At 67.4% G+C, this 23793-nt stretch carries 22 protein-coding genes; 14 read left to right on the top strand and 8 right to left on the bottom strand.

The genetic code is table 11. The features are described from left to right. From BDI24065_RS41040 to BDI24065_RS16580, 6 genes are all read left to right on the top strand, one after another. On the top strand, window positions 1-713 hold a 713-nt coding region (locus tag BDI24065_RS41040), incomplete at its 5' end, for an energy transducer TonB (protein WP_254609775.1). A 41-nt stretch (window positions 714-754) separates the two neighbouring features. Beyond that, complete coding sequence (locus BDI24065_RS16600; RefSeq protein ID WP_175032192.1) at window positions 755-1471, top strand: MotA/TolQ/ExbB proton channel family protein; 717 nt, start codon at window positions 755-757, stop codon at window positions 1469-1471. Continuing rightward, entirely contained in the window at window positions 1471-1881 is a 411-nt protein-coding gene (locus BDI24065_RS16595) for an ExbD/TolR family protein (RefSeq protein WP_009694203.1), read from the top strand. Before BDI24065_RS16600 ends, BDI24065_RS16595 begins: the two co-directional genes overlap by 1 nt. A 34-nt stretch (window positions 1882-1915) precedes the next feature. Then, the gene (locus tag BDI24065_RS16590) at window positions 1916-2992 is read left to right on the top strand and encodes an ABC transporter substrate-binding protein (RefSeq protein ID WP_175032191.1); all 1077 of its coding nucleotides are present in this window, start codon (window positions 1916-1918) and stop codon (window positions 2990-2992) included. Then, window positions 2989-4206 carry an MFS transporter gene (locus tag BDI24065_RS16585; protein WP_175032190.1) on the top strand — a complete coding sequence of 406 codons (1218 nt, stop codon included), beginning with the start codon at window positions 2989-2991 and terminating at the stop codon, window positions 4204-4206. Before BDI24065_RS16590 ends, BDI24065_RS16585 begins: the two co-directional genes overlap by 4 nt. 213 nt (window positions 4207-4419) lie before the next feature. Then, window positions 4420-6732, top strand: coding sequence for a TonB-dependent receptor (locus BDI24065_RS16580; RefSeq protein ID WP_175032189.1), 2313 nt, complete (start codon window positions 4420-4422; stop codon window positions 6730-6732). A 45-nt stretch (window positions 6733-6777) separates the two neighbouring features. Here the strand turns inward: BDI24065_RS16580 and BDI24065_RS16575 are convergent, their stop codons facing one another. Continuing rightward, on the bottom strand, window positions 6778-7737 hold the full coding sequence (locus BDI24065_RS16575) for a LysR substrate-binding domain-containing protein (RefSeq protein ID WP_175032188.1): 960 nt from the start codon (window positions 7735-7737) through the stop codon (window positions 6778-6780). 184 nt (window positions 7738-7921) lie between these two features. On the opposite strand from BDI24065_RS16575, the gene BDI24065_RS16570 reads away from it, so the two are divergent. The 3 genes from BDI24065_RS16570 to BDI24065_RS16560 are packed head-to-tail and all read left to right on the top strand — an operon-like array spanning window position 7922 to window position 11118. Next, window positions 7922-9043 (top strand): M20 aminoacylase family protein, encoded by a 1122-nt coding sequence (locus BDI24065_RS16570; protein WP_175032198.1) that lies wholly within the window; start codon window positions 7922-7924, stop codon window positions 9041-9043. A 50-nt stretch (window positions 9044-9093) separates the two neighbouring features. Further along, entirely contained in the window at window positions 9094-9882 is a 789-nt protein-coding gene (locus BDI24065_RS16565) for an ABC transporter substrate-binding protein (RefSeq protein WP_175032187.1), read from the top strand. 51 nt (window positions 9883-9933) lie between these two features. Continuing rightward, the gene (locus BDI24065_RS16560; RefSeq protein ID WP_175032186.1) at window positions 9934-11118 is read left to right on the top strand and encodes a porin; all 1185 of its coding nucleotides are present in this window, start codon (window positions 9934-9936) and stop codon (window positions 11116-11118) included. Window positions 11119-11171: 53 nt separating this feature from the next. Here the strand turns inward: BDI24065_RS16560 and BDI24065_RS16555 are convergent, their stop codons facing one another. Beyond that, the gene (locus BDI24065_RS16555; protein ID WP_175032185.1) at window positions 11172-12191 is read right to left on the bottom strand and encodes a zinc-dependent alcohol dehydrogenase family protein; all 1020 of its coding nucleotides are present in this window, start codon (window positions 12189-12191) and stop codon (window positions 11172-11174) included. 126 nt (window positions 12192-12317) lie between these two features. Here BDI24065_RS16555 and BDI24065_RS16550 point away from each other — a divergent pair, with 126 nt between their 5' ends. From BDI24065_RS16550 to BDI24065_RS16540, 3 genes are all read left to right on the top strand, one after another. Continuing rightward, entirely contained in the window at window positions 12318-13229 is a 912-nt protein-coding gene (locus BDI24065_RS16550; protein ID WP_175032184.1) for a LysR family transcriptional regulator, read from the top strand. Window positions 13230-13470: 241 nt separating this feature from the next. Continuing rightward, on the top strand, window positions 13471-14364 hold the full coding sequence (locus BDI24065_RS16545) for a DMT family transporter (protein ID WP_175032183.1): 894 nt from the start codon (window positions 13471-13473) through the stop codon (window positions 14362-14364). 181 nt (window positions 14365-14545) lie between these two features. Further along, window positions 14546-15853, top strand: a complete 1308-nt coding sequence (locus tag BDI24065_RS16540; RefSeq protein ID WP_175032182.1) for an MFS transporter — start codon at window positions 14546-14548, stop codon at window positions 15851-15853. A 76-nt stretch (window positions 15854-15929) separates the two neighbouring features. Here BDI24065_RS16540 and csgH read toward each other — a convergent pair whose 3' ends face one another. From csgH to BDI24065_RS16510, 6 genes are all read right to left on the bottom strand, one after another. Further along, window positions 15930-16250 carry a curli-like amyloid fiber formation chaperone CsgH gene (csgH, locus tag BDI24065_RS16535; protein WP_175032181.1) on the bottom strand — a complete coding sequence of 107 codons (321 nt, stop codon included), beginning with the start codon at window positions 16248-16250 and terminating at the stop codon, window positions 15930-15932. A gap of 71 nt (window positions 16251-16321) precedes the next feature. Continuing rightward, entirely contained in the window at window positions 16322-17695 is a 1374-nt protein-coding gene (locus tag BDI24065_RS16530) for a beta strand repeat-containing protein (protein ID WP_175032197.1), read from the bottom strand. A 131-nt stretch (window positions 17696-17826) separates the two neighbouring features. Continuing rightward, on the bottom strand, window positions 17827-18369 hold the full coding sequence (locus BDI24065_RS16525) for a hypothetical protein (RefSeq protein WP_175032180.1): 543 nt from the start codon (window positions 18367-18369) through the stop codon (window positions 17827-17829). A gap of 29 nt (window positions 18370-18398) precedes the next feature. Continuing rightward, window positions 18399-19337: a CsgG/HfaB family protein gene (locus tag BDI24065_RS16520; protein ID WP_175032179.1), complete on the bottom strand. Its 939-nt coding sequence runs from the start codon at window positions 19335-19337 to the stop codon at window positions 18399-18401. Between the two features lie 25 nt (window positions 19338-19362). Further along, entirely contained in the window at window positions 19363-19800 is a 438-nt protein-coding gene (locus BDI24065_RS16515; RefSeq protein WP_175032178.1) for a curli assembly protein CsgF, read from the bottom strand. Window positions 19801-19830: 30 nt separating this feature from the next. After that, entirely contained in the window at window positions 19831-20226 is a 396-nt protein-coding gene (locus BDI24065_RS16510) for a CsgE family curli-type amyloid fiber assembly protein (RefSeq protein WP_175032177.1), read from the bottom strand. A gap of 671 nt (window positions 20227-20897) precedes the next feature. On the opposite strand from BDI24065_RS16510, the gene BDI24065_RS16505 reads away from it, so the two are divergent. Beyond that, window positions 20898-21617: an SDR family oxidoreductase gene (locus BDI24065_RS16505; RefSeq protein ID WP_175032176.1), complete on the top strand. Its 720-nt coding sequence runs from the start codon at window positions 20898-20900 to the stop codon at window positions 21615-21617. A gap of 211 nt (window positions 21618-21828) precedes the next feature. Further along, on the top strand, window positions 21829-23787 hold the full coding sequence (locus tag BDI24065_RS16500) for an arylsulfatase (RefSeq protein WP_175032175.1): 1959 nt from the start codon (window positions 21829-21831) through the stop codon (window positions 23785-23787). Window positions 23788-23793 lie beyond the last annotated feature (6 nt).

Below are 23793 nucleotides of genomic sequence, written 5' to 3'. Positions count from 1 at the left end.
CGCGTCCGCCGTCCGCTTCGCCTTCGGCGCGGCCGGATGCGCCGAAGGCGAAGGCGCGCGGGTGGCGCGTCACGGGTGCGATTGCGCTCGCTGTCACGGCACTGCATGCGGGCGTCGCGTTGCTGGCGGCGCGCGCACCCGCCGCACCGCCCGTGCAGCCGCCGCGGCCGCTGCCGATGACGGTCGAGCTGACGCGGCCGCCCGAACCGTTGCCGCAGGCTGCGCATCCGCTACCCCCGGTGGTGCCGCCGAAGCCGCTGAAGCAGGCGACGACCCCACCGAAGCCGCGTGCGGCCATCGCGCATCCGGCGCCGGTGCCGGCCGTCGCGCCGCAGGTCACCCGCGAGGCGGCCCCCGCGACGGCGGCACCCGCTGTCGCCACGCAAGCCGCTCAGGTTCCCGCGCCGGCAGCGCCTGCCGCACCCGTGCGCGAAACCGCACCGATCGGCGACGCGGCGTACCTGCGCAACCCGGCGCCCGACTATCCGGCGTTCGCGCAGGACCAGGGCTGGGAAGGGCGTGTCGTGCTGCGCGTGCACGTGCTCGCGAACGGCACGCCGGATTCCGTCGACGTCCGTACGAGCAGCGGCCGCCGCATGCTCGACAGCGCGGCGGTGGCCGCGGTGAAGCGCTGGACGTTCGTGCCCGCGAAGCGCGGCGACGAAGCGGTCGACGGCTGGGTCAACGTGCCGATCGATTTCAAGCTGGGCTGACCCGCCGGGCGGCCCGCCACATTTTTCAAGGAACTCACATCATGAACGGTATCCCGACCACCTTCATCGTCCAGGGCGCGCTCTGGCTGCTCGTCGTCTTCTCCGTCGTCACGTGGACGCTGATCGTCGTGAAGGCGATCCAGAGCCTGCGGGCGAGCGCGCGCAACCGGCGTTACACGCGGGCGTTCTGGGCCGCGAACAGCTTTCACGAGGCCGCCGCGCTCGATGGCGCGAACAGCCCGGTGGGCGAACTCGCCGCGACGGGCTTCGACGCGCTGCGGCGTGCCGACGAAAGCAGCGCGCACGATCTCGAACACAGCTGGAGCCGCCACGACCTGCTCGAACGCCATCTGCGCCAGCAGATCCACAATGCGCGCCGACGCGAGGAGGCGGGGCTGGCGGTGCTCGCGTCGATCGGCAGCACCGCGCCGTTCGTCGGCCTGTTCGGCACCGTGTTCGGCATCATCCACGCGTTGACCGCGATCACGCACAGCGCGTCGGCGAGCATCGACGTCGTGGCCGGGCCGATCGGCGAGGCGCTCGTCGCGACCGGGATCGGCATCGCGGTCGCCGTGCCGGCCGTGCTCGCGTACAACTTCTTCGTGCGTCGCGTGAAGGCCGCGTCGGCCGACCTCGACGCGTTCGCCACCGATTTCGTCACCCTCGCGCAGAAGGCCGGCTTCCGCGTGCCGGCCGCCGCCGCCGCGCCTGCGCCGGCTCGCCGTGCCGGCGACACCCGTCAGGAGGCGTTCGCATAATGGCTTTCTCTTCTTCCTCCGACAACGACGACGTGCTCAGCGAAATCAACATCACGCCGCTCGTCGACGTGATGCTCGTGCTGCTCGTCGCCTTCATCGTCACGGCGCCGCTGCTCAACAACGCGGTGCACGTGAATCTGCCGAACACCGTCGCCACGGCGCCGGCCGATCGCAAGCCGAACGTCACCGTGAGCGTCGACGACAAGGGCGTCGTGTATCTCGACAAGCGCGCGGTCGCGCTGGCCGCGGTGCCGGCCGAGCTGGCCGCGCTGAAGGCCGGCCGGCCCGACGTCGCGCTCGACCTGCAGGCCGACGAGCACGTGCCGTACGGCACCGTCGCGAAACTGATGGCCGCGATCGAGCATGCGGGCATCACGCGACTGTCGGTGCTCACCGCACCGCGCGGCTGACGCGCGGTTCACGATTTCTCTTCCGAACGTATCCATGAGCATCACGGCTTCCCATAACGTCCAGTCGATCTGGTACACGCGCTGTCCGGTGCCGACGCCGCTCGGCATTGCCGCGCATCTCGGCTGGCTCGACAGCGAATTCGCCGGTGACGGCATCACCGTGCGGGCACTGCAGGAGAGTCAGCACGCGGCGCTGCATCACGCGCACGTCGATCATTCGCTCGACAACGCGTTCCGGCAGGGCGGCAGCATTCCCGCGCTGTGGGCGCGCGCGGCCGGCGCCGATACGCGTGTGGTCGCGCTGACCTGGGTCGACGAGGCGCAGGCGATCGTCGCGCTGCCGGAAAGCGGCCTGAAGCGGCCGAACGACCTGCGCGGGCGCCGCATCGGCCTGCCGCGCCGCGACGGCGAGCGCATCGACATCTTCCGTGCGGCGGCGCTGCGCGGCTTCGTCAGTGCGCTGTCGCTCGACGGGCTCGGCCCCGCCGACGTCGAATGGGTCGATGTGCCCGCGTCGAACCTGCGCGCACCGGTGTCGACGGCGGCGACGCGCGACGCGGCATTCAGCCATCCCGCGAGCCTGTCGAGCCGGCGGCTCTATGCGGCCGAAGCGGCTGCGCTCGTGCGCGGCGAGGTCGACGCGATCTACGTAAAGGGTTCGCTCGGGCTCGAAACCGCGCACCTGATCGGCGCGCAGCAGGTCGTCGACATCGGCTTTCATCCCGATCCGCAGATCCGCATCAACAACGGATCGCCGCGGCCGCTGACCGTCAACGCATCGACGCTCGAACGCCATCCCGACATCGTCAGCCGCTTCCTCGCGCGCGTGACCGATGTCGAAGGCTGGGCGCGCGAGCACGAGCAGGAAGTGCTCGGCTATCTCGGCCGCGAGACCGGGTCGGGTCATGACTGGCTACGGCTCGCGTACGGCGCGGACGTGCACCGGCGGCTGCGCACGGATCTCGACGAAGCGTCGATCGCCGCGCTCGACGATTTCAAGCGCTTCCTCGTCGAATGGCAATTCTTGCCGGCCGACTTCGACGTGCGTGCGTGGATCGACCGGCGTGCGCTCGACGGCATCGCGACGTTGTCTCGCGACGCCGCGCGGTGAGCGCGCCGGCACGCGTCGCCGACGCATGGCGGCGCGAGCGCTTCACCGGCGGCTTCATGCTGCTGGCGCTCGCGAGCGGTACGACGATCAGCATGGCGCAGCTCGCGACGACGCTGTATGCGCTCACGCTCGGCGTCGACAACGCGCGGCTCGGCATCATCGCAGCGATGGAGCCGCTCGGCATTGCGCTGATGACGTTGCCGGCCGGGTTGCTCGTTGCGCGCTACGGCGCGCGGCGCGTGTACTTCGTCGCGAGCATGGGGCCGATGCTGCTCAATCTGGTCGTGCCGCTTACCGGCGCATGGCCGCTGATCGCGCTTACGCAAGTGTTGATCGGGTTGTGCATCCCGTTCCGGATCGTGTCGATCAACGGCGTGTTCCTCGCGCGTCTCGCGCAGATCGGCCTCGCACGCGCCGGCTGGTACCGTGCGGCGATGTCGGTCGGTACCGGCATGGTCGGGCCGTGGCTCGCGAGCTGGTTGATCGGCGCGCATGGCGCGGTCGCGACGTTCTGCGCGGCATCGGCGAGCTTCGCGGGCATGGCGCTGTTCAGCCGGACGCTGCTCGGCGACGCGGAACCTGTGCCACGCGGTGCGCAACCTGAATCCAGTGGCCTGCGCGCGTTGCTGGCGCTCGCATGGAGTCACGACGTGCGCGAGCAGCTCGCGCTGGAGGCCGTGAACAGCGCGACACGTTCGCTCGCCGGCGCGTATACGGTGGTGCTGGCGATTCAGTCGCTCGGGCTGTCGCAGACAAAAGCCGTCGCGTTGCTGACGCTGCAGGGCGTGGTCGCGGTTATCGCGTTGTTCGGGCTCGGGCATGTCGCGCAGCGGATGGCCGCACACCGTTGCCATGCGCTCAGTCTTGCCGGCGGCGTGGCCGGGTTGCTCGCGCTGGGTCTCGCCCATGACGCATGGATTGTCGGCGCGGGACTCGCCGCGCTGTGTGCCGGGTCGTCGCTGCTGCATCTCGTCAACATGCAGCGTCTCGGCCGTCACCCGGCCGACAAGAGCCAGGTGTCGAGCCTCTACAACCTCGCGTCGATGACGGGCGCATTCTGCGGCCCGCTGGCCGGCAGTGCGCTCGTACCGGTTGTCGGGTTGCCGGGCGTGTTCCTGTGCTGGCTGCCTGTCGTCGTGCTGGTTGCGTTCGCGTTGCGCGTCTCGACGGAGCGGCGTGACGCATCGCAACCCGTGACTGCAAAGCTCTCCTGACCACCATCCGATCGGGTACGGCGGGATCCGCGCGGTGTTGCGTGACAAGCAGTTTGCGTCCCTTCACAGATGCGCATGCAGCAACACCTGCACCGCACGCATGCCGAAAGCCCCGTGCGGCGGGCTTCTCGATGCTGGCATCCGAATTGCAATAGGTAACCCGTGCGTCGCGCACGCACGTGCGTTCAACCGATCAAACAGGATGACTCATCGATGTTCAGGAAAAAACTAATCGTCACCGCGCTGGGGGGACTGCTGACGGGCGGGGCCGTATCGTTGCCCGCGTGGGCGGAAGATGGCGCGGCGACGGCGGCACCGGACGCGAAGCCGGCGCAACAGGGCGCGGACGATGCCGCCGTGGCCGCGCCGAAGGCGGCACGCGCGAACCGCGGCACGGCCACACGCGAAACGAACCTCGGCACGGTGACGGTGACCGCACGCCGGCGCAAGGAGAGCATCCAGGACGTGCCGGTCGCGGTGAGCGCGCTGAGCGGCGACACGATCAAGAACAACGAATTGCGCGTGATCAACGACGTCACGAAGTACGTGCCGAACTTCACCGGGCAATCGACCGAAGGCCGCGAGCGGCCGCGCTGGTTCCTGCGCGGCGTCGGCAGCAACGATCCGTCGGACCTGTCGCTGAGCCCGATCGGCGTGTACTTCGACGACGTCTACATCAACAGCGTGTTCGGGCAGGGCTTCCCGTTGTTCGACCTCGATCGCATCGAAGTGCTGCGCGGCCCGCAGGGCACGCTGTGGGGCAAGAATACGGTCGGCGGCGCGCTCAGCATCACGTCGCAGAAGCCGACCTTCGACGTGAGCGGCTACGGCAAGATCGGGCTCGGCCAGTACAACAGCCGGCTCGCGGAAGCCGCGATCGGCGGTCCGATCGGCAAGAACGACGTGCTGGCCGCACGCGTGTCGGTGTATCACGAGAACGCCGACAGTTTCTACACGAATACCGTGCAGCAAGGGCGCTTCGGCGGCTTCCACGACAATGCGGTGCGCTTCCAGGTGCTGGCCGTGCCGACGTCGGATACCGACTTCCTGTTCAATATCCACGGCCGCAACTACACGGGCGGCGGCAATGCGTGGCACGCGCAGGGCGCGGGGCCGGGCGGCGCGAACCAGTTCGGCTTCGTCGGGTCGAGCGATCCGTACACGGTGTCGCTCAATGCACCGTCGAGCGATCACATCTCGACCTGGGGCACGTCGCTCACCGCGCACTGGCGCATCAACCCGGCGGTGACGCTGACGTCGATCACCTCGTTCGAAGGGCTGCACCGCTGGTACCAGGACGACGAGGACTATTCCGCGTTCGATGCCGCACGCTCGCACGATCGCCTGTCGAGCCGCCAGTTCTCGCAGGAATTCCGGCTCGAATCGCCGCAGAACGACCGGCTCAGCTGGCTCGTCGGCACACACCTGTTCACCGAGCAACTGGCCGAGCAGGGTGCCGGCGGCGGCCTGCCGGGCTCGCCGTCGCCCGCGTTCTATCACCTGACCGACCTCACGCAGCACACGCAGAGCGCGGCGATCTTCGGCAGCGTGAAGTACCGGTTCACCGATCGCTTCAACGTGACGGGCGGGCTGCGTTACACGATCGAGCGCAAGAACATCAACCTGGCCGGGCTGCAGGACACCGGCAACGTGACGTTCAGCAATCCGGGCAGCTGGTGGGATCCGTCGTCGGTGTCGTCGCCGCTGGCGGTCAGCGCGCGGCAGAACCAGACGAACACGTGGCGCGCGCCGACCTGGGACCTCACGCCGGAATACGCGCTCAGCAGCAACGTGCGTGCGTATTTCCGCTACGCGCGCGGCTTCCGCTCGGGCGGCTACAACGGCAACGCGTATACGCAGAGCACGGTGTCGACCGTGTCGCCGGAGTACCTGACCGACTACGAAGTCGGCATCAAGAGCGAGTGGTTCGACAAGCGGCTGATCGTCAACGCGAGCGTGTTCCACTACGACTATCGCGACATCCAGGTGTTCGCGCTGGCGCCGAACCCGTTCGGCGGCCCGCCGGTGTCGACGCTGTCGAATGCGGGGCAGGGGCGCGCGGACGGCTTCGAGCTGGAGCTGAAGGCGCAGCCGGTCAACAGCCTCTACCTGTTCGCGAACCTCGGGATGCTGAACACGCGCTACACGGAGTTCCGCTATGTGCCGACCGCCGTCGGCAACTCGTTTGCGCGCTCGCCACATACGACGCTCAACGCGGGCTTCGACTATCGCGTGCCGGTGTCGTTCGGCACGCTGACGGCCGGCGGCGACGTGAATTACCGCAGCCGCGAGTACTTCAGCGCGACGCGACAGACGATGCCGCAGCTCTGGCAGGGCGGCTACACGGTACTGAACGCGCACGTGTCCTACACGACGCCGAACCAGAAATACATCGTGACGGGCTACGTGACGAACCTGACCAACAAGGTCTACAAGAAGCTCGAACTGCTGCCGTCGTATGGCGCGTATCCGGTGCTGTACGGCGATCCGCGCACGGTCGGGATCACGCTGACGGCAAAGATCTGACGGGCAGCGTGCGGCGGCGCGGCGGCGAGCCGCGTCCGCCGCACGTCAGATCAGCAGCGACAGCGTCCTGAACAGCGCAAGATCCGCCTTGCGTGCCGAGCGCGCATGTTTGCGGATCACATGCAGCAGGCAGTCGATGAAGCAGCGCGCCGCGTCGCTCAGCGTGCTGCTGCGCCGCGTGACGATCCCGAGGTCGCGCGGCTCGAAGGTCTCCTTCAACTGCAACGCGCGCATCCGTTCGCCGAACGGCGGCACGGCCGCGAGGATCGTCGGGCACCACGTGCACATGTCGGCCTGTTCGAGCATCGTCTGCAGCATCGCCACCGACTGCGCACGCACGATGCGCCGTTCGTCGATGTCGGCACCGTGGCGCGTGAACAGGTAGTCGACGAGCGCGGCCTGCCCGTCGGCCGCGAAATTCAGCACCCAGTCGTGGTCGAGCAGGTCGTGGATCGACCGCGCATGCTCGCGCGGGTGGCCGGCGCGCACCATCACCGAGGTCTCGTAGCGCAGCATCGGCTCGAACGCGAATTCCTGCGTGCCGCCCGGTTGCACGTGCCCGAGCGCGAAGTCCATGCTGCCGTCGCGCAACAGCGGCTGCGCGACGGCCATCAGCGCCTCGTAGAGTTCGAGGCGCACGTCGGGCATCTGCTCGCGAAAGCGCAGCACCGTTTCCGCGAGGAACGTCATCGTCAGCCACGGCGTGACGCCGATGCTCAGCCGGCCCTCGACGCGGCCGCGCATGCGTTCGAGATCGCTTTGCGCATGTTCGAGCTGCTTCAGCACGAGCTTCGCGTGCGTGAGCAGCGTCTTGCCATATTCGGTGAAGCCGATCCCCTCCGGCGCGCGGACCAGCAGCGGCAAGCGTTCGCTGGCCTCCAGCTCGCGCAGCGCGCGCGTGACGGCCGCCTGCGACAGCCCGAGCGTGCGCGCCGCGCCGCGGATGCTTCCGGCTTCCGCGCTCGCGACGAGCGCCTGAAGCTGATGCAGCTTGATCGTGCTCATGGTGCGATACCCGACAACGAAAGGTTGTCATCATAACGAAACCGCGGCTGTTCGCCGGGATTTTCGCTGCCTACGATGCGGCCACGATCGGTCATTCGGGCGATCGGCAACCGGAATGCATCGAGGAGAATCGGGGTTGGACCACAAACCTATCCAGCCGGAAATGGCGGCCATCGAGACGGAGATGATTGCGCTGCGCCACCGGCTTCACGCGCATCCGGAGCTCGGCTTCGAGGAGCATGCGACGAGCGACCTCGTCGCCGGCTTGCTGACAACATGGGGTTATCGGGTGACGCGCGGGTTCGGCGGCACGGGCGTGGTCGGCACGCTGACGCGAGGGCCGGGAAAACGGCTCGGGCTGCGCGCGGACATGGACGCGCTGCCGATCCACGAGACGACCGGGCTGCCGCATGCAAGCCGGTGCGACGGTGTGATGCACGCGTGCGGCCACGACGGTCATACGGCGATGCTGCTCGCGGCGGCGCGCTGCCTGGCCGAGCGCGAATGCTTCACGGGCACGCTGAACCTGATTTTCCAGCCGGCCGAGGAAGGGCTCGGCGGCGCGAAGCGGATGATCGACGACGGGCTGTTCGAGCGGTTTCCGTGCGATGCGGTGTTCGCGATGCACAACGTGCCGGGCCTGCCGGCCGGCGTGCTCGGTTTCTGCGACGGCCCGGCGATGGCATCGGCCGACGAGGTGCGCGTGCGCGTGACCGGGCGCGGCGGGCATGGCGCGGCGCCGCATACGACGATCGATCCGGTGGTCGTGTGCGCGTCGATCGTGATGGCGCTGCAGACCGTCGTGTCGCGCAACGTGAATCCGCAGGAGCTGGCGATCGTGACGGCCGGCTCGATCCATGCGGGCACCGCATCGAACGTGATTCCGCCGCATGCGGAACTCGCACTCAGCGTGCGTGCGCTGTCGCCGGACGTACGCGCACTGCTCGAGCGGCGGATCCGCGAGATCGTGCACGGGCAGGCCGCGAGCTACGGCGCGACGGCCGAGATCGACTACCGGCACGAGTACCCGGTGCTCGTCAATCACGCGGCCGAAACTGCGTTTGCACGCGACGTCGCGCGCGAATGGGGCGGCGATGGCGCGCTGATCCCGCATCTGCGGCCGATCGCGGCCAGCGAGGACTTCGCGTTCATGCTGAACGCGTGCCCCGGCAGCTACCTGTCGATCGGCAACGGCGACGGCGCCGCCGGATGCGGGCTTCACCACCCCGGCTACGACTTCAACGACGCGTGCCTCGCCACGGGCGCGAGCTACTGGATTGCGCTGGCGGAACGCTACCTCGCGTGACGGTTCCGCACGATTTCGACTGACGATTCACACAAGGAAGGAGACAGGCAATGAAGCAATGGAAACGGATGGCGGCGCTCGCGGTGGCGCTGGCGGCAAGCGCGGCGCACGCGGGCGACTGGTCCGGCAAGGAGATCCGCCTCGCGGTCGACCCGACGTACCCGCCGCTCGAGTACAAGCTGCCCGACGGCACGCTGACGGGCTTCGGGATCGACATCACGAACGCGTTGTGCGCGGAGCTGCATGCACGCTGCGTGTGGGTCGAGTCGAGCTTCGACGGGATGATTCCCGGTCTGCTCGCACGCAAGTTCGACGTGATTGCGTCGTCGATGACGATCACGCCGAAGCGGCAGCAGCAGATCGCCTTCACGAACCGGATCTCGAATGCGCCGGCGCGCCTCGTTGCGCGCAAGGGCTCGCCGCTGCTGCCGACGGCCGACGCGCTGAAGGGCAAGCGCGTGGGCGTCGAGCAGGGTTCCGCGCAGGCCGACTACGCGATCGCGAACTGGCAGCGGGCCGGCGTGCAGATCGTGTCGTACCAGAACCAGGACCAGGTCTATGCCGATCTCGTGACGGGCCGGCTCGATGCGGCGTTCCAGGCATCGATCGCGGCGAACGACGGCTTCCTGAAGAAGCCGCAGGGCAAGGATTTCGCGTTCGTCGGCGGCGCGATCGACGACGTGAAGTACTTCGGGCAGGGCGACGGGCTCGGGCTGCGCAAGCAGGACAACGACCTGCGCGACGCGTTCAACCGCGCGCTTGCGACGATCCTCGCGAACGGCACGTACCAGCGCATCAACAAGAAGTACTTCGACTTCGACATCTACGGCGCGAAGTAAGCGGCGACGCCCGTCAGGGGGCGGCAACGACAATATAAGTAAGGATTACGGATGAACTGGAGATTGTGTTTCGTCGCGATTCCGGCGCTGTGTGCAGCGCCCGCGTTCGCGCAAGGCAGCGTCACGCTGTACGGCCTCGTCGATGCCGGTATCGACTACACGAACAACGTCGGCGGCCACAGTGCCTGGCAGATGGCGAGCGGTTTCGCGCAGGGCAGCCGCTGGGGGCTGAAGGGCACCGAGGATCTGGGCGGCGGCTACAGCGCGCTGTTCCAGCTCGAGAACGGCTTCAACGTGAACAGCGGCACGCTCGCGCAGGGCGGCCGCATGTTCGGGCGGCAGGCCTACGTCGGGCTCGGCAACGAGCGGTTCGGCACGCTGACGCTCGGCCGGCAATACGATGCGGTGGTCGACTATCTCGCACCGACGACCGCGAACGGCAGCTGGGGCGTGTACCCGTTCTCGCATCCGCTCGACAACGACAACACCGGCAACACGTTTCGCGTGAACAACACGGTCAAGTACGCGAGCCCGGATTTCGCCGGCTTCTCGTTCGGCGGCACGTACAGCTTCAGCAACGACACGGGCTTCGCGAACAACCGGCAGTGGAGCGTCGGCGCGCAGTACGAGCAGGGCGGATTGCTCGTGGGCGCGGCGTTCCTGAATGCGGACAACCCGGGCGCAACGTCGGGCGGTGCGATCGCGGGCGCGGGATCGGTCGGCGCCGATGCGAACTTCGCGTCGGCGCGGTTGCGGATCTTCGGTGCGGGCGTCAACTATACGGCGGGGCCCGCGACGGTCGGGTTCGCGTACACGAACAGCAACGTCACGCGACCGACCGCGAACGTCGGCTACCTGTTCGGTGACGAAACGATCCAGCCGGTGACCGGCCCGCTCGCGGGTGGCACGGTGACGGCGATCAAGTATCAGAACTTCGAAGTGAACGGAAAGTACCAGTTCACGCCCGCGTTGTTCGTCGGTGCGCAGTACGTGTACACGACGGTGCGCTATGACGCGACGACGGGCGCCGCGAAGCCGAAGATCCATTCGCTCGGGCTGATGGCCGACTACAACCTGTCGAAGCGCACGGACGTGTACCTGATGGGGGCGTACCAGCGGGTTGCGGGCGATGCGACGGGCTCGTCGCTCGACCAGGCCTATATTCCCGGCGCGGCGGACTTGTCGTCGACCTCGAAGCAGCTGATGGTTCACGCGGGGATCCGTCACAAGTTCTGACGGCGCGATGGCGGAAGAGGCGGCGGGCCGAACTGCCCGTCGCCTCTTCGTGCTTACTGCGCGACGCGAATCACCACCTTGCCGAAGTGCTGCCCCGACTGCAGGTACGCATACGCCTGCGGCGTTTCGTCGAAGCCGAACACGCGATCGACCACCGGCTTGATCTGCTTCGCGTCGACGAGGCGCACGACATCGTCGAGCATCGCGCGGCTGCCGACCATGATCCCGTGCAGCTGCCGGATCCCGCCGATCAGCGACAGCAGCCCGAGTTCGGGGCCGGCGAAGCTGCTGAGGCCGCCGATCACCGACACGATGCCGCCCATCTTCGTCGCGGCGACCGAGCGCGGCAGCGTGTCCTTGCCGCCGACCTCGACGACCAGATCCGCACCCGCGCCGCCGGTGAGCCGCAGCACTTCGTGCTGCCATTCGGGTGTCGCGCGATAGTTGATGGTTGCGTCCGCACCGAGCGCTCGGGCGCGTTCGAGCTTCGCATCGCTCGACGACGTGACGATCGTGCGCAGCCCCGCCGCATGCGCGAGCTGCAGCGCGACGATCGACACGCCGCCCGTGCCGAGCAGCACGACGGTCGCGCCGGGCCCCAGGCCGCCGTCGGCGAACAGCGCGTTCCACGCGGTGATGCCCGCGCACGACAGCGTCGCCGCCTCGTCGTAGTTCAGGTGCGCGGGAATCGCGACCAGCGCGGCTTCGTCGGAGACGAAGTGTTCGGCGAGCGCGCCGTCGAATTGCGCGCCGGGCGACCCCGAGACTTTCTGCGGCGTGGGCGGCCCGTCGATCCAGTGCGGGAAGTACGTGTTGATCACGCGATCGCCCGGCTTGAAGCGCGTGACGTCGCGGCCGGTTTCGATGACTTCACCGGCGCCGTCGGCCACCGGAATCAGCGCGTCCGTGCCGATGCCGAGATAGTCGCCGCGCGCGAACATCAGGTCGCGATAGTTCAGTCCGGCCGAGTGGATCTTCACGACGACGTCGGTCGGCCCGACCGCGCGGCGTGTCGCGTCGATGCGCCGAAGCCCGGCCACGCCGTCGCCCGGTTTCAGTTGCCATGCGTGCATGTCGACTCCTTTTCGAGATAGAGCGGACTATCATAGTGTTGCGCATGGGGACGCATTGGCGAGAATTTGGCCGATGACTGTCGCCTGTGCGGACACAAACCTGCGACCCAACCGGAGCGAAATGGCATGGACGAGCGGCTGAGAGGCGTGGCCGAATTTGTCGACGTGGTGGAGTCGGGCAGCTTCGCGGCGGCCGCGCTGCGGCTCGGCGTCACGCGCTCGGCCGTTGCGAAGGTCGTCGCGCGGCTCGAACGCCGTCTCGGCGCGCGGCTGCTGCAGCGCACGACCCGCCAGCTCGGCCTGACCGACGAAGGGCTCGTCTATTACGAGCAGTGCCGACGGTTGCTGGCCGAACTCGGCGAGACGGAGGCCGCGCTCGACGCGGGGCAGCGCGAGCCGGCGGGGCGGCTGCGCGTCAGCGTGCCCGTGCTGTTCGGGCGGCAATGCGTGGCGCCCGTCATGCGGCGCCTCGTGGAGCGCCATCCGCGGCTCGAAATCGACGTGTCGTTCAGCGATCGCGTGGCCGACCTGGTCAACGACGGCTTCGATATCGCGGTGCGCATCGGCGAGCTGGCCGACACGAGCGCGCTCGTCGGCCGCAAGCTCGGCGTGCAGCGCATGGGTATCTGCGCGTCGCCCGCGTATCTCGAACGTCATGGCCGGCCGGCGGGGCTCGACGCACTCGCGTCGCACGTCGGGATCGCGTATTCGCGCGGCGGGCAACCGACGCCGTGGCGGGTCGTCGGCGCGGACGGCGCGGCGCACGACCATCGCCCGGCCGGCCGCCTGCGGCTCGACGACCTGCAGGCGATCGCCGATGCGGCCGCCGCCGGCGCGGGCCTCGCATGGCTGCCGTGCTGGCTGATGGCACCTTACCTGCGCGACGGCCGCCTCGCGCTCGTGATGGACAGCAACAGCGTGTCGGGTGCCGAAGTGTTCGCGGTGCGGCCGGCATCGCGCCAGGTGCCGTCGAAGGTGCGCGTCGTCATCGATGCGCTCGTCGACGAGATACCGCGCATGCTGGCGTCGGACGATTGACACGGGCGCGGTCATCGCGGCATCCGCACGAAGCGTGATCGGTTGGCGCGGCGTATGATCGTCGCACGCCGAAGATACCGGGGGCACGCCGTCATGCAGAGGGAACCGCAGGTCGTCATCGTCACGGCCGTGACCGTACCGAACCTCACCTGTCGCCCGGTGTGCCGCTGATGCGCGCGCCGGCACGCGGCCCCGGCGCGAGCGGGGCAGGCCGCCCTGCGACCACCCGATGCGAGCACGCATGACGGCGCTCGATACGCCGAAGGCCGCACGGCAACCCGGCTGGCTGCGCATCGCGCCGGCGCTGTTCCTGCTGCTGTGGGCAAGCGGCTTCGTGTTCCTGAAGCTCGGCTTGCGCTATGCCGATCCGCTCACGTTCCTCGCGCTGCGCTATGCCTGCGTCGTCGCGCTGCTCGCCGGCCCGTTCCTGTGGCTGCGCCCCGCGTTGCCGCGCACCCGGCGTGCGTGGCGCGATCTTGTCGTGGTCGGCCTGTTGCTGCAGGCCGGTTATTTCGCATTCACGTACCTGAGCCTGAAGCTCGGCATGTCGGCCGGCGCCGTCGCGCTCGTCACGTCGCAGCAGCCGATTCTCGTCGGATTGCTCGCGCCGATGATTGCCGGCGAGCGTGTGGGCGTGCTGCGCTGGATCGGGCTCGCGCTCGGCGCCGCGGGCGCGGTGCTGGTGATCCTCGCGCGTTCGTCGGTCGACGTCGCGTCGCCGTGGGCGCTCGCGTTCGCGCTGTTCGCGCTCGCGTGCATCACCGGCGGCACGCTGTGGGAGAAGCGCTTCGGCACCGACGTCCATCCGGTCACCGCGAACCTCGTGCAATACACGGTCGGCCTTGCCGTGACCGCGCCGCTCGCGTTCGCGCTCGAGCCGATGCACGTGCAATGGACCGCCGGGCTCGCCGGTTCGCTCGCGTACCTCGTCATCTGCAACTCGCTGATCGCGATCTCGCTGCTGCTCGCGATGGTGCGGTACGGCGAGGCGTCGCGCGTGTCGGCGCTGTTCTTCCTGATCCCGCCCGCGACCGCGCTGATCGCACTCGTCGCGCTCGGCGAGACGATCGGTGCGCTCGCGTGGCCGGGCATGGCGCTCGCGGCCGCCGGCCTGTTTCTCGTGATGCGCTACTGAACCGAATTGAACCGAGCGCACGCGGGATGCAGGTCGCCGAATGCATCTCACATATCGAGACGACGTCCCGGTAATTGACGCGAAATTCACGCGGCTCCTAGACTGGCCTTCATGACGCCGCGCCTCGCGCGGCGGCCGCACCGTCCCGCACGACGGGCGGGACGAACCAGGAGACACCGTGATGACCGCTGCCGCCCCGCAGTTGCACGCCGCGACGATGCGGCGCCTGAACCTGCGCCTGATTCCGTTCCTGATGCTGCTGTATCTCGTCGCGTACATCGACCGCTCGAACATCTCGGTCGCGGCGCTGCAGATGAACGCCGACCTCGGGCTGAGCGCCGGAATGTACGGGCTGGGCGCGGGGCTGTTCTACGTGACCTACATCCTGTTCGAGGTGCCGAGCAACCTGTTCCTCGCCCGCGTCGGCGCGCGTCGCTGGATCGCGCGGATCATGATCACGTGGGGCATCGTCGCGGCCGCGATGAGCACCGTCCATACGCCGGGGCAACTCTATGCGATGCGCCTGCTGCTCGGCGCGGCGGAAGCGGGGTTCACGCCGGGCATCATCTATTACCTGTCCGCGTGGTATCCGCCGAGCGATCGCGCACGCGCGATGTCGTTCTTCTATATCGGCGCGACGCTCGCGTCGGTGATCGGGTTGCCGCTGTCCGGCGCGCTGCTGAACCTGAACGGCGTGCTCGGCATCGAGGGCTGGCGCTGGCTGTTCCTGCTCGAAGGCGTGCCCGCGCTGCTGCTCGGCTTCGTCGTGCTGCGCCGCCTGCCCGACACGCCCGCGCATGCGCGCTGGCTGCCGGCCGACGAGCGCGCGTGGCTCGAAGCGACGCTGCGCGACAGCGCGCCGCGCGAGCACCTGTCGCACGGCGTCGCGCTGCGGCGGGCGTTCGGCGACGGCAAGGTGTGGGCGCTCGCCGCGTTCTGGCTGCTGCAGGCGTTCGGCACGATCGGCCTCACGCTGTTCCTGCCGCTGCTCGTGAAGAGCCTGTCGGGGCAATCGAGTTTCGCGGTCGGCAGCCTGTCCGCGCTGCCGTTCCTGTTCGCATGCGTCGCGATGTACGTGAACGGCCGGCATTCGGATCTCGGCGGCGAACGCGCACTGCATCTCGGCGTGCCGATGCTGCTGGCCGGCGCGTTGCTGATTGCGGCGATCTACACGCCGGCGCTGCCCGTCGCGTATGCGCTGCTGGTGCTCGCGGTCGGCTTCAACTGGGCCGCGACGCCCGTGTTCTGGGCCGTGACGACCGAATACGTGTCGGGTCTCACGGCCGCCGCGTCGATCGCGCTGATCAACGCGGTCGCTAACATCGCGGGGCTCGCGCTGCCGCCGGTGATGGGGCGGATCAAGGACGTCACGCATTCGTACGACCTCGCGCTGCTGCTCGTCGCGGTCGCGCTGCTGGCCGGCGGCGTGCTGGCGTTGCGGATCGCGTCGCGCCGTGCGATGCCGGTCGCGGCGGGGCGGGCCGGCTGACCGCTGCGCGCGCCGCTGCCCGTCGCGTCGTGGCAGGCGCGTGCCCTGCACGCGGCGGTGCCCGCGCCGCGCCGTTTCACCCCGACGTGCGTTGCGGATTGCAGTCCACCGAATACTCCGCTTGCTCGCCATTGACGTGCAGGACCAGCGTCGCCTTGCAGATATCGCTCGAAGCGACGCTCAGCCGCAGCGTCGCGAGCGGCCGGTCCTCGCCGCCCGCGAGGCGCGACTCGCCGGAGCGCGTCAGCGACGCCGAGCCCGCGCCGCCGGTCTTGGTGATGCGCAGGCTGTACGACACGTCGACCGGTGCGGCCGCCCGCACGTGCGGCACGATGTTCACGCCGCCGGCACTGGCGGCGATGTCGAAATAGGCGTTGAGATCGTGAATGCCAACCATGATCGTCCCCTGTCGAAAGAAAAAAAGGCCGAACGGGCAACCGTCCGGCCTTTTCGTGACACCGGTGGTGCTTAGTGCTGCTTGATCGTCGCGGTGTTGTTGAAGCCGGTCTGGTTGATGCTCGCGTAGTTCGCGTTGCCTTGCTGCGACAGCGTGGCGTTGTTGTTGTAGCCGATCTGCGTCACGTAGCCGAGGTTGCCCGTGCCGGACACTTGCGTCGCGTTGATGAGGTTGAAGCCGCCGGCCTGCGACAGGTTCAGCACGTCATCCGCGCCCGTCTGCGACGCAATCGCGTTGTTGCCGATATCCTGCGTCTGGCTCACCGCCACCTTCGAATACGACGCGGATTGCGTCACGTTCGCCTGGTTGCTCGCCGAACCCTGCGTGATGGACGCCGTCGAGCCGATCGAACCGTCCTGCAGGATCGTCGCCTTGTTGTTGGCGGCGGTCTGCGTGATGGTCGCGCTGTTGCCCAGGCCGAACTGCTGCGTGATCGTCGCGGTGTTCGACGCGGCCGACTGCTTGATCGTCGCGGTGTCGCCGAACTCGAACGTCTGGTTGACCGTCGCCTTGTTGCCGTCCGACGATTGCGTGATCGAGGTCGTGTTGGCGAGCGCCGCGAGCTGGTTGACCGCTGCGCTGTTGCCGTTCACGCCGCCCGATTGCGAGATCGTGGTCTGGTTGTTGCTGCCGCCCGTCGAATTCACGTTGGCCGTCTCGGTGCCGCTCTGGGTCGTCGTGACCTTGTCGCCGATCTCGGCGAACTGCGTCACGTTCGCGTTGGTCGTGCCGCCCGTTTGCGTGATCGACGTCGTGTTGCCGCCACCCCAGGACGTCTGGACATTCGCGGTGCCGTTGTTGCCGGTCTGCGTGATGCCGACCGTGTTGGCGACGGTGTCGGTCTGCGTGACCGTCGCGCGGTTGCCGATCGCCGACTGGCTCGGCGAGCCCTGGTTGATCGTGACGGTGTTATGACCGCCGCCCTGCTGCGAAATCGACGCGCTGTCGATGTAGCTGTACTGGTTGATCGTGTTGACGTCGTATTGCGGGCCGCCCGTGTAGGCCGACGTCGTCTGCGTGATGGTCGCCGAGAAATCGCCGCCGCCGGATTGCGTCACATTGTTCTTCTCATGTGACGTGCCCGTCTGCGACACGGTCACGCTCGAGAACGGCTGCGCCCAGCCCGACGTCTGCTGGATCACGGTCGTGTCGTCGGTGCCGCCCTGGGTCGTCACGTTGGCGACGAACCCGTAGCGGGGATCGTTGCCGTACGCCGATTGGGTAATCGACACCGAATCCCCGGTCGTCGCCGTCTGCGTGACGGTTGCCGAGTTGTAGTTGCCGGTTTGCCCGACGTTCACGGTGTTGCCCGACGAATCGGCCTGTGCGGCGGCCGATGCGAGCATCAGCACGGCGATTGCGATTGAAGACTTGGTCACCTTCATTTAGTGCTCCTGATTCGAAAGAAAATTCGCCGGAAAAGTCGATCTTTGCCGGCACCCCCGCCAATTGCGGGCGCTCTCACGCCCCACACCTCACACCACTTCAAGCAAAGCACTTGCACACTGCGTAACCGCTACCGCGTCAGCACCGTGGCGCGCGCACCGTTGCCGGTCTGGATCACCTGGATGCCGGTGTTCGATCCGCCCTGCACGATGTTCACCGCGTTGTTGCTGCCGTTCTGCGTGACGCGCGCCGACAGCGACGTGCCGACCTGCGTCGAATCGACCGAGTTGCCGGCCCCGTTCTGCTGCACCTGCAGCGTGTTGCCGTTGCCGCGCTGCGTCGCTTTCAACGTATTGCCGAAGCCGGCCTGCGACGCCGCGATCCAGTTCTGCGCACCGGCCTGCCGCGCGACGATCGAATTGCCGTCGCCGGCCTGCCAGATCAGCGCACCGTTGTGGCCCGCCTGGTCCAGCGACGCGTTGTTGCCGACACCGCTTTGCTGGACCGCGACGATGTTGCCGCTGTAGTCGAATGCCGGCTCGGGCGCCCCGAGATCGCTGAGCGGCACGGGTGCCGCCGACACTGCCTGCATGGCTGCCGCTGCCCAGAAGGTCGCGAGCACCCGCCGCACCACGCGGGCGCGCCCGTTCCGATCACGCTGTCGATTCATCATGTTTTCTCCGCTGGCCGGCGTGATGCCGGTTAATGAGTGGACGCGACCGGACGATCGATCTTCTGCGGGTCGTACGCGGTGTTCGCGTCCTCCATGTCCTGCGCGTATTGCCGGTCTTCCTGCAGATACCGCTGCATCGTCGGGTCGTACCAGTCCTGGTCGTTCTTCAGCGCCCACGTCTGGTTCGAGACGCCCTGGACGATCAGGTGCGTGAGCGCCGATTCGATCGCTTCGTTGACGCAGATCTGCGCGGGTTCGTTACGCGTCAGCCCGGCTTCCGCCTGCAGCAGGTCCTTGAAGCCGACGAAGCGATAGACGCCCGTGTCGACCTGATAGGAGTAGACGGTCTTCGTCGTCGACACGCTGTTGAGCACCTGGCCCGTGCGGATGTCGATCGCGCGCAGGTTGACGGTGACCTGGTCGATCCGGTATTGCGTCGATCCGCTGATCCCGAGGTAGGCGACGCCGGCCCCGCCGGTGCGGACGTTCGTGTCGTAGCCGACGATGCCGCCCTCGAGCACGATGTTCGCCGGCATGAGCGGCGCCATCGCATCGTTCTGCGCCTTCTTCGCATCCGCGCCGTCGGTGGCGCGCATGATCTTGCGTTCGGTCAGCAGGTCCTGCAGGTTCTCGCGTTCCACCGGCGTGAACCAGCCGGAGTCGCGCATCGCCTTGACGAGGAACGACGCGCCGCCCTGCGTGACCTGCGACGAGAAGGAGCTGTCCGGCGACGCCTTGTACTGCCCCGTCAGGTCGCGAAAGCCGTACACGGCGGCGACGATCTTGCCCTTCGGCGGCGGCAGGTGCGTGAGGTCGCGCGTGGTGCGCGTCGGCGGTGTCAGCGTCGCGTTGCTCAATGCCGGCATCGGCCGCGTGACGCAGCCGACCAGCGACAGCAGCAGCACCGCTCCCGCTGCGATCCGTGTCATCCCCGTGTTGAAGCGTGCCCCTTCTGCGCTTTTTTTCATGATGTGCTCAGTCGTTTTTTTCGATTTATTGGCCGTTGCTGACGATGAACGTCGAGGTCGCACCCGTCGTCTTGTCGGTGGTCGTCACCTGCAGGTTGCCGTTGCCGGCCGCACTCACGACGATCGTGAAATTGCCCGTGCTGATCGTTCCCGGCTTGAGGTCGCCGTTGGTGCCGACGATCGAGTTCGTCACCGAGCTGGCGACGCGCGACAGGATCGCCTGCTGCAGCTGCGCATTGAACTGGTCGAGGGACGACGTGGACGTCGGCGACGCATAGGCGGACAGCGACGGATCCGTGTGCTTGTTCTGCGCGTTGGCCTCGTTGAGCAGATTGGGGCCGTTTGCCGGGTTGCCGCCGAAGTTCGGGTTGTTCGGCTGATAAACCAGCGTCGACGACCACGCATAGGGCGAAACCGCGTTCATCGCGACCAGCGCGATCAAGCTCAATCTGATTCGATTCATTTTCACAAACCCCTGATTTTGATTAATCGACTAAATCTCGTCTTTCGCCAGGTCCGAATCGGGAAACAGTAAATTCGACAGATCGTCCTGAATGACGGTTTGGAAGGAAATGTTGGCGGCGCTTTCGGCCACGGCCCGGACGTTTGCCCGTGCGATCGGCAGGAAAGTCTGGAATACGCGCTTCTGCTGGAATTCGACCCAGATCAGGCTGCCGTAACGCCCGGACGGGCGTTCGTGAATGGCGACCATGTAGCGCTCGCTCAGCGGGATTTCCGACCACGTCTGCGAGAAGTAGGTGTAGAAATCGCGGCCCGCGAGCGTCACGGCATCGGTCGTGACCGTCCCGCCGAGCTGGTCTTCCGGAAGGGCGTGACGGGCAGCCGCGTTGGCACTGGCGGATGCGGCGCCTGCCGCCGGCTTCGTCACGGTCGGCCCCGCGCCAGGCGCGGGCTGCGGGGCTTCAAGGACGCGTTCGGCGTTCAGCAGCGTCGAGGGCGGCGCAATCGGATGTCCGCCGTTCGCCGCCGTGGAAGGCGGCGCGTCGACGGTGTCTTGTGCCTGCGCGCGTGCCGTCGCGAATAGCGACAGGCACGTCACGGCCCCCCAGGCCAATCGCCTGCTTGCGCTCGATACCATTTCCCCGACCCCGGAATCATTTGTACGAAACAAGGCGCCGCCCGATTTTCGGGTTATTCGTTCCTGCTCGAACGCGGCACATGGTGGGGTGAGTCAGCAAGAGGCGTGCCTACCGCCGTTTCAAACGGAATTTATTTTCAAGTGGTTATTCGTCTTATTTTTCGGCTGCATATTTTATTCACGTGAAACGTTTGCGGATACGATATTCATTAACAAACTTTCTTTAATATTTCGATAATTTCAGTTAAATCAGACGATATTTGGCGGATATTTTAATTTTGAAATACCTGGCGATACGGATGCGGGGCAAAACGTAACGTGTTGCTACGGGCGCGCTCGTAACGACACGACGTAACGTCCCGTTACGCGCGTAGAATCGTCCGACGAAAGCGCAGGTTCCCGGCTTGTGCACCGGAAACATCCCTCTACGCAATTCGAGTGAACGGACTTCGGGAGCACCTATGTCATCTCGCACGTATCTCGTCACCGGCGCATCGCGCGGCATCGGCTTCGCGGTCAGCGCATGGCTCGCGCGGCGCGGCCATCACGTCATCGGCCTCGCGCGGAATGCGCAGGGCATCGACTTTCCCGGCGAATTGCTCGCGTGCGACCTGGCCGATGTCGAGCAGACGGCGGCCATCCTGGCACGCATCGGTGAGCGGCACGATGTCGACGGCATCGTGAACAACGCCGGCATCGCGTTGCCGCAACCGCTTGGCAAGATCGACTTCCCCTCGCTGCAGGCCGTATTCGATCTCAACGTGCGGGCCGCGATCCAGGTCACGCAACACTTTGCGGATGCGATGAAGGCACGCGGCCACGGACGTATCGTCAATATCTGCAGCCGCGCGATTTACGGCAGTCTCGATCGCACCGCGTATTCCGCCGCAAAGAGTGCACTCGTCGGCTGCACGCGCACGTGGGCGCTCGAACTGGCCGACCATGGCGTGACCGTCAACGCGGTGGCGCCGGGGCCGATCGAGACGGAACTGTTCCGGCAGACGCGGCCCGTCGGCAGCGACGCCGAACGCAAGGTGCTCGCGACGATTCCGGCGCGCCGGCTCGGCACGCCCGACGATGTGGCCGCGGCGATTGCATTCTTCCTGTCGGACGAGGCCGGCTTCGTCACCGGGCAGGTGCTGGCCGTGGATGGCGGCGGCAGTCTCGGCGGGCGCAGTTGAAGCATCGGACGCCGAAGATGCCGTAGGCACGCGGCCCGGCGGCGGCCGGTTTCGGCGCGCATCGCGGGCGCGCGCATATGCGTGTGCTGATGGCTGGCATTCGTCCGGCGCGCATATTCCGCCACTCCGTTAGCATGTGACGAATCGGACTTTGGGTGCTGCGCGCCCGACGCTAAGATCGCCGATCCCGTAGATCGAGCGTTCCAGAACAATGAAAAAGTCCGCGTCGCCGTTGCATGCTTTTCGTTTCCGTGTCGTCTGCGCCGCGATTGCCGGCGCGCTGTCGCTCTCATCGTGCGGCGGCGTCGACAGCGATACGCCGTCGCCACAGACGAACACCACGCCGCCGCTGGCCGCGAAACGCCCGAACATCCTGTACATCATGGCCGACGATCTCGGCTATTCCGACATCCATGCATTCGGCGGCGAGATCGACACGCCGAACCTCGACGCGCTCGTCGCGTCGGGCCGCATCCTGTCGAACCATCACACGGGCACCGTCTGCGCGATCACGCGCGCGATGCTGGTGTCCGGCACCGACCACCATCTCGTCGGCGAAGGCACGATGGGCGTACCGACCGACGAACGGCGCGGGCTGCCTGGCTACGAGGGCTACCTGAACGATCGTGCGCTGTCGTTCGCACAACTATTGAAAGATGCCGGCTACCACACGTATATCGCCGGCAAGTGGCACATCGGCTCGGGGATCGTCGGCAGCGCGACGGGCAGCGGGCAGACGCCGGACCAGTGGGGCTTCGAGCGCAGCTACGTGCTGCTCGGCGGCGCGGCGACGAACCACTTCGCGCACGAGCCGGCCGGCTCGTCGAACTACACGGAAGACGGCCGCTACGTGCAGCCTGGCCAGCCCGGGCAGCCGGGGGGCACGGGCGGCAGCCCGGCCGTGTTCTATTCGACCGATTTCTATACGCAGAAGCTGATCTCGTACATCGATTCGAACCAGCGCGACGGCAAGCCGTTCTTTGCGTACGCGGCCTACACGTCGCCGCACTGGCCGCTGCAGGTGCCCGATCCGTGGCTGCACAAGTACGCGGGCGTGTACGATGCCGGCTACGACGCGATCCGCAACGCGCGGATCGCGCGGCAGAAGGCGCTCGGCCTGATCCCCGCCGATTTCAAGCCGTTCGACGGCCTGCCTGAAACGACGGCCGCGTCGCCCGCGACCGCGAACAACGGCACGGCCGGTGCGAAATACATCAGCGCGGTGCATTCGGCCGCGGACGGCTACAGCGACTACGGCCCCGGCAAGGTCGACAAGCTGTGGTCGAGCCTGTCGCCGGCCGAGCGACGTGCGCAGGCGCGCTACATGGAGATCTATGCGGGGATGGTCGAGAACCTCGACTACAACGTCGGCCGCCTGATCCAGCATCTGAAGGACATCGGCGAATACGACAACACGTTCATCATGTTCCAGTCGGACAACGGCGCGGAAGGCTGGCCGATCGACGGCGGCGCCGACCCGACGGCGACCGATACCGCGAACGGGCAGGCGCCGATCTATTCGACGCTCGGTACCGACAACGGCAAGCAGAACGCGCAGCGCCTGCAGTACGGGCTGCGCTGGGCCGAAGTGAGCGCGTCGCCGTTCCGGCTCACGAAGGGCTATTCGGCCGAAGGCGGCGTATCGACGCCGACGATCGTACGCCTGCCGGGCCAGACGCAGCAGTTGCCGACGCTGCGCGCATTCACGCACGTGACCGACAACACGGCGACCTTCCTCGCGGTCGCGGGCGTCACGCCGCCGTCGCAGCCGGCGCCGCCGCTCGTCAACACGCTGACGGGCGTCGACCAGAACAAGGGCAAGGTGATCTACAACAACCGCTACGTGTATCCGGTCACGGGCCAGTCGCTGCTGCCGGTGCTCACCGGCACGGCGACGGGCGAGGTGCATACCGTGCCGTTCGGCGACGAAGCGTACGGCCGCGCCTACCTGCGCAGCGCCGACGGCCGCTGGAAGGCACTGTGGACCGAGCCGCCGCTCGGGCCGCCCGACGGCCACTGGCAGCTGTACGACCTCGCGTCGGATCGCGGCGAGACGACCGACGTGTCGGCGCAGAACCCGTCGGTGATCAGCACGCTCGTCGACCAGTGGAAGACCTACATGGGCAACGTCGGCGGTGTCGAGCCGCTGCGTCCGCGCGGCTACTACTGAACCGGA

Origin of the sequence: Burkholderia lata, assembly GCF_902499025.1 — a bacterium.
GTDB classification, from domain to species: Bacteria; Pseudomonadota; Gammaproteobacteria; order Burkholderiales; family Burkholderiaceae; genus Burkholderia; species Burkholderia lata_C.
This window is presented reverse-complemented; position numbering and strand designations above follow the sequence as displayed.